General features: G+C 65.3%; 5 protein-coding genes. 1 reads left to right on the top strand and 4 read right to left on the bottom strand.

What is annotated here, in order from left to right; genetic code table 11:
- Positions 1-173: 173 nt before the first annotated feature.
- The 3 genes from IVB32_RS22460 to IVB32_RS22450 all read right to left on the bottom strand — a co-directional run bounded on the left by IVB32_RS22460 (position 174) and on the right by IVB32_RS22450 (position 4,151).
- On the bottom strand, positions 174-1,361 hold the full coding sequence (locus IVB32_RS22460; protein WP_018456620.1) for an aminotransferase class V-fold PLP-dependent enzyme: 1,188 nt from the start codon (positions 1,359-1,361) through the stop codon (positions 174-176).
- A gap of 107 nt (positions 1,362-1,468) precedes the next feature.
- Entirely contained in the window at positions 1,469-2,209 is a 741-nt protein-coding gene (locus IVB32_RS22455) for a thermonuclease family protein (RefSeq protein WP_026233211.1), read from the bottom strand.
- Between the two features lie 214 nt (positions 2,210-2,423).
- A complete protein-coding gene (locus IVB32_RS22450; RefSeq protein ID WP_247369190.1) occupies positions 2,424-4,151 on the bottom strand; it encodes a hypothetical protein in 1,728 nt (575 codons plus the stop codon).
- 424 nt (positions 4,152-4,575) lie between these two features.
- Here IVB32_RS22450 and IVB32_RS22445 point away from each other — a divergent pair, with 424 nt between their 5' ends.
- Positions 4,576-5,424: a caspase family protein gene (locus tag IVB32_RS22445; protein WP_018456617.1), complete on the top strand. Its 849-nt coding sequence runs from the start codon at positions 4,576-4,578 to the stop codon at positions 5,422-5,424.
- Between the two features lie 165 nt (positions 5,425-5,589).
- Here IVB32_RS22445 and IVB32_RS22440 read toward each other — a convergent pair whose 3' ends face one another.
- A complete protein-coding gene (locus IVB32_RS22440) occupies positions 5,590-6,477 on the bottom strand; it encodes an HlyD family efflux transporter periplasmic adaptor subunit (RefSeq protein WP_026233210.1) in 888 nt (295 codons plus the stop codon).
- Positions 6,478-6,632 lie beyond the last annotated feature (155 nt).

Below are 6,632 nucleotides of genomic sequence, written 5' to 3'. Positions count from 1 at the left end.
GTTCCCGCGCTGACTTCCCCTCTCCCCTTGTGGGAGAGGGTGGCTCGCCGCGTTAGCGGCGAGACGGGTGAGGGGTATCTATCCGCGAGTCCGGCAGTTGCGATTGCGGAGACAACCCCTCATCCGGCGCTTCGCGCCACCTTCTCCCACAAGGGGAGAAGGAAAAAAGAGGCTTACACCGCCACCTCTTCGCCGAGATAGGCAACCGCCGCTTCGAGCCCGCCTTTGCCGTGCGGGATCTTCAGCGCGTTCAGCCCGATCTCGATCACGCCCAACGTGCCGAGCAGCATCGGGGCGTTGACGTGGCCCATATGGGCGATGCGGAAGGCTTGTCCCGAGAGATCGCCGATGCCGGTGCCGAGCACGACGCCGCACTTCTCCTTGCAATAGCGTTGCAGGATTGCCGGATCGTGGCCGTTGCTCATGGTCACCGTGGTCACGGTGTTGGAGCGTTCGCTGGCTTCGGCGACGTTGAAGCCGAGCACCTGGCCTTCCGACCACGCGCCGACCGCGCGGCGTGCGGCCTCGCCGAGCAGGCTGTGACGTCGGAAGGCGTTCTCCAGTCCTTCCTCGTGCAGCAGGTCAATGGCCTGGCGCAGCGCGAACAGCAGATGCACCGGCGCGGTGCCGGCATATTTGCGATAGTGCTCGCTGCCCTCGCGCTCGCTCCAGCTCCAATAGGGCGTGCTCATGTTGGCGGTCTTCTGCACCTCGCGCGCGCGCGCGTTGGCCGCGACGAAGCCGAGGCCGGGCGGCGTCATCAGGCCCTTTTGCGAGCCCGACATCGCGACGTCGATGCCCCATTTGTCCATCTCGAACGGCATGCAGCCGAGCGAGGCCACAGTGTCGACCATGTACAGCGCCGGATGGCCGCTGGCCTTGATCGCCTTGCCGATCGCCTCGATGTCGTTCTGCACGCCTGAGGCGGTGTCGACCTGGACGACGACGACGGCCTTGATGGTGTGCTCCTTGTCGCGGCGCAGGCGCTCCTCGACCTCGTGCGGCCGCACTGCGCGGCGCCAGTCGCCCTTGAGCACCTCGACCTCGGCACCCATCAGCGCCGCGGCATGGCCCCAGCCGATCGCGAACCGTCCGCTTTCGAGCACCAGCACCTTGTCGCCGCGCGACAGCACGTTGCTCAATGCTGCTTCCCAGGCGCCGTGACCGTTGGCGATGTAGATGTAGGACTTGCCCTTGGTGGCAAACAGTTTCGAGATGTCACTGAGCAGGCTCTCGGTCAGATCGGTCATCTGTTTGGAGTAGATGTCGATCGCCGGACGATGCATCGCCCGCAGCACCTCGTCGGGCATATTGGTGGGCCCGGGGATGGCCAGAAATTCCCGGCCCGCGCGAACGGTCATTGCTGTTGGTCCTTGTTGCCTGAGAATAGGATGGTGGGTCGCTGATTCACACTTTTACGCGGCGCCGCGGTGCAAGAAAAGGCCGGAAAACGCAGGTCTGACGTGGGTTATCTCTTAGTCTCGCGGCAGCCCGCATCCTCGGCTTCCTCCACCGAGCAGAACCAGCGCGTGCCCTTGCTGATCTTCATCTTGATCTGCGCATACCAGCGGCTGGTCGGCCGGTGATAGATGCACTCGCCGGCGCTGTTGACGTTGCCCTTGATGGTGCAGTCCGGCGAGGGCGCGACCGGGCCCGAAGCCGAAGCGAGCAGGATCGCATGTGCGCCATCGGGCGGCTTGGTGGCGCCGAGGATGGTGGTCTTCTTGTTGCGCTCGCGCCAGTCCCAGGGCGCGATGAAGGCGCCTTGCCACATGCCGGCTTTTGCCTCCCGCGCGGCGGCATCATCGGCTTCGTAGTCGCGCGAGACGCGGGTGTAGGCCAGCGCCCAGCCTGCGCGCACCAGCCATTTCTGGATATCCTCGCCGCCGACGTCGCAGCGCGCCACGGTGCGGCCGCGCCGGTCGATCGACCGCGCATGGCAGACCCAGGTCTTGCCGTCGGCGTATTTGGCGAGCTCGTCGCGGGCCGCGATGCCGCAGGTCCAGCGCTCGCCCTTGTTGTTGAGGCAGAGCTGGTCGACCGCGGGGGCGTCGATGCCGCCGAGCCTGATCCGCGTGTTGCCGATCACCACCGCGTCGCCGGCGCGGACCTTCGCTGTGCCGGTGATGTCGGCGGCCCGCGCCGGCGATGGCAAGCCGGACAAGGAGAAGCCAAGCAATGACAGCGCAATCAGGGGTTTTCGCAACATGCCGGCCCGCGTGTGATGAAAACTGCGATAGACCTCGCAATTGTGGTCGGCTTTTGTCCGCTCGGCCAGCATATGCCTGGCAATTGGGCTTTCAACTTCCTGTCATCGGGCGAAGTTTAGTAGGGGTGGGTTAGCCGAAGGCGTAACCCACCTCTTTCGTCTCCACGGCGGCAGAAGTGGTGGGTTACGCTTCGCTAACCCACCCTGCGCGACCTCATCCCCGCGCCATCGCCCGCTCGGCCACCGCCAGCGCCATCAGCACGAACGCCGACGTGACCTCCGGACCGCCCACCAGGATCCGCGTCGGCGTCTTCATCTTGTTCCACTCATAGGCGCGGAACGGGCCGCGGCGGCCGCCTTCGCCGACGCTCGCGACGATCACGTTCAGCGCCGGCGCAAAGGCGCGCGGGTCGGCGCCGAGATGGCCGAGCGCGATCAGGGCGAGCGCTGCGTCGAACACGTTCATTTCGGCGGCCATCAACTCGCCCTTGACGTAGGAGAGCACGCGGTGGCGGATGAAATCGAAATCGCCGTCGGGATCGATGATCGCCTGCGCCGCCAGCGGCAGCGCCAGGAAGGCAGCATAGCAGCGACCGAAATAGGCGCTGTAAAGCTCAGGCAAATAGTAGATATGCGAGCGCGGATTGGCGAAGGCGCCGCTCGCCGCCAGCCGCTTCTGGAAGCCGAGGATGCGATGCACGGTGGCGAGCCGCGCCGGCGTCTCCAATACTTTCCAGCGCGCGAGGTTGCGAAAGCTGACCTCGAGAATGTCGAGATTGAGCGTCGGATCGAGATCATTGCCATAGGGCCGCTCGCCCTTGAGATTGTCGATCCAGGTCGCAACCCCGCCCTCGTAATCGATATTGTCGTTGATCGGCACGGTCACGCGCGGCTCGTTGACGCCGGCGCGCACCTGATAGCCGGCATAGAAATCCAGCAGCGGCTGGTCGAGGATCGGATCGGTGCAGCCGGCCTGCGTCGCCGCGGAGATCGAGCACGCCGTGGTGTCGCAATCCGGCACGTAGACGCCGAAGCCGAGGTCCTGCTTGATCTGGGCGAAGTAGCGTGAGAAGCGCGGATGCGGTGCCGGCGCGAGCGCGGTGATGACGTTGAACCGCGCCCCGTAGATGCCCTCGACCTCTTCGCGGCTGATGTTGACGCAGAAATCGACCATATCGGCAACCGCGCGCTCCGCCGCCATCTTGTCGGAGAGCGAGGCGAGACCGGTCTCAACGTAGCTCAACAGCGCCTCGATGAAGAACGCGTCGTAATAGGCCGAGCGGTGGCGGATCTGCACCGGCTCCCACATCGGTTCGGCAACCCCTCGCCAGGGCGGATTGACGACTGCGCGCGCCGGAGATCGCGCGATGAAGACACGGGCGAGGTTGAACAGCAGCGAGGAGTTCTTGTAGCCGCGCGCGTTGAGACCCGTGAGCGCCATGGTCAGCTCTCGGCCGCGGAAATCGGGATCGCCGATCAGGTTGAACGCGGCGTAGGTCGGCAGAAAGCCATTTTTGCGGTACGAGCCCAGCAGATGCTGCGCGCAGTCGCGGATCACGCCGTCGATCTGCGATTGTTGCGGCATGGCGCCGGTGAACATGGCCGGCGGCGGCTTGGGATGATCCAGCGCGATGCTGTCGACGAGATCGGCGACGGGCTGGCCGACCGCCGCCCAATTGGGCTCGGCCTCGTCGCGGGCGCGCACTAGGGCCTGGCGCAGCCGGGCCAGTTTGCCTTCGTCGCGCAGCTCGGGCAGCCCGGCCCGGCGGAGCAGCACCCGCAATGCGGGATTGCCGAGCGCGGTCTTGTAGAACTTAGGCAGATGCGGATCGCCGCTGGCCGCAACAGACAGTACGGGATCGCAGACGTCGTAAAGCGAGGGGCCGTCCTTCCGCGCCGTCAGCGCCCGGCAGGCGGCGCCGGCAAAATATTGAAAGCTCATGAAATAACCTGGTCGCGGGAATTGGCCGGGGGGCCGGCCGGCGCGCTCCCAGCCGCGCGCCACCCCCTGCAAGTCGTTGAAAAGCTACCCGGATTCGCAGGAAATACAAATGTGATGAGGGTCACAGAAAAAGCCGGCACGAAGCCTGCATAATCAGGCTCCGGAAGGCTACGGGGACGCAAAAAAATCACACATTGGGCAGTAAAAATTAGCTCATGTTTCCAGAGACTTAGCTCAAATTTTCGGCGATCTATTGCGGGGGAGGCGATATCCGGTTAAGGCTTTGTTTGGTGCGGCGCCGCAAATTGCGCGCAATTCGGGGGCACACCCCCGGCCAATCCCTCAAACCCAAAGACGCTATCGCGCTACTCAAACAGTGTGCGCGTGTTTGGCTGGTCTTTGGCACTGACAGGAATGACGCGAGATGAATGTAACGCAGCTCGACATTTCCCGACGCACGATCGCGGTGGCCGCAGCCCTCATCGGCACGGTCTCGCTCGTGATCGGCGCCCATGCTGCCCTCAACATGCGGGCGCTCGATGCCGCCAAGGCCGTCTCGACCGACCAGGTCACCGGCTCGATCGGCCAAGCCTCGCGTCTCGCCCTCGTCATCGGCAATGGACATTACCCCGACGCCAGCGCGCCGCTGACGCAGTCGATCAACGACGCCCGCGCGCTGTCCTCGTCGCTGCGCAAGAACGGTTTTGACGTCGACATGGTGGAAGACGCGACCAAGGACGACATGGTCCGCGCCGTCAATCGCCTGAAGTCCCGGATCAAGCCCGACACCGTCGTCATGCTGTTCTTCGGCGGCTACGGCGTGCAGGCCGGCCGCGAGAGCTACATGCTGCCGGTCGATGCCGTGATCTGGAAGGAAAGCGACGTCCGCCGTCACGGCGTCTCCATCGAGGGCGTGCTCGACATGATGAAGGAGCAGGGCGCCAAGGCCAAGCTCGTCGTGGTCGACGCCTCCCGCCGCAATCCCTATGAGCGCCGCTTCCGCTCCTACAGCCACGGCCTCGCGCCGATCAGCGCGACGGACAATGCGCTGATCCTCTCCTCGGCTTCGCCGGGCAAGGTCGTCGACGACGGCAAGGGCGAGCACAGCGTGCTGGTCAGCGAGTTCCTCAACAACCTCAATACGCAGGGCAGCGCCGAGAGCGTCTTCAACAAGACCCGCCTTGCCATCTCCCGCGCCAGCGAAGGCGACCAGGTCCCGACCGTCTCCTCCTCGCTGCTCGAGGACGTCCATTTCGGCGAAGCCGGCGGCTAGTTTTTCTTAGGTTCTGCGAAGTCTCGTGCCCCGGACGCGGCGCATCATGCAATGATGCGACGCAGAGCCGGGGCCTAGTTTTTAAGCTTATCGCTTGGACGAGAGATGGGTCCGGCTCTGCGCGGCAGCGTCACACGCTGCAGCGCGTCCGGGACACGAGCAATCCTACTTCGCCGCTTCCGTGGCCATCACCGTGCGCACCGGATCTCCTTCGCGCAGCAGCGCGCCGGCGCGGGCGACGACGATATCGCCCTCGTTGAGGCCGTCGCGAATCTCGATATTGCCGCCCGACATCAGTCCGACCTCGACGCGCTTGGTCTCGACGCGGTTGCGGCGGATCACCTGCACGACGGTGCCGGCGGAGGAATACTGCACCGAGGTCAGCGGCACCGCGACGTTGCAGCTCTGGCCCGACTTGATCAGTGCGCGCCCGCTCGCATTCAGCAACAGCCGCTTCTGCGAGGAGATGCCGATATAGACCATGCCCTGCTGGATGTTCGGCTCGACCGTCGGGCCGATGCGGCGCACCTTGCCGTCGATATCGCCGGCGCCGGCGATGCGCACGGTCGCCACCTGGTTGACCGCGAGCTTGCGCATATCGCTGGTCGCGACGAGGGCGACGAGATCGTACTCGCTGCGCGCCACGATCGTGAACAGCGCCTCGCCCTTGGCGGAGGCGAGGTTGCCGATCTGCGCGGTCGACGTCGCGATCACGCCTGCCACGGGGGCGGTGACCTGAAGCGTGCCGCCCTCGGGCAGTGCCAGCCGCGCCAGCACCTGGCCTGCGGTGGTGGTGTCGCCGGCTTCCGCCAGCACCTCTGTCACCTTCAGGCCGGGCCGCTCCGGCCGCACCGAGCTTGCCTCGCGCGCGATGATGGTGCCGGTGCCCTCGACGATGTCGGAGAAACAGGATTTTGCGACCTTCAGCACCGTGACCGCCGGCCCCTTGGGCGCGTCGTCATCGGCGGCGGCAGCGGGCTGGGCCGACAGCAACAGCAGTCCGGCGAGCGCAACGAGATGTCTGGAAACAGAACGCGCAGGCAATGATCGCATGGGTCATTCCGGTTGGGGCCTTGACGGCCTCATCGTTAGCAGAAGCGATCGCTGCGAGCCAAGGGCACGTCAGGGCCGGCCGGATCAGAATGCCGCAGCAGCACGGGCGGCGCGATGCCGCCCGTTGAATTAGTCGCCGCACAAGCAAAGAGGTT

The sequence above is a fragment of the Bradyrhizobium sp. 23 genome (assembly GCF_023073295.1).
Classification (GTDB): Bacteria; Pseudomonadota; Alphaproteobacteria; order Rhizobiales; family Xanthobacteraceae; genus Bradyrhizobium; species Bradyrhizobium canariense_D.
This window is presented reverse-complemented; position numbering and strand designations above follow the sequence as displayed.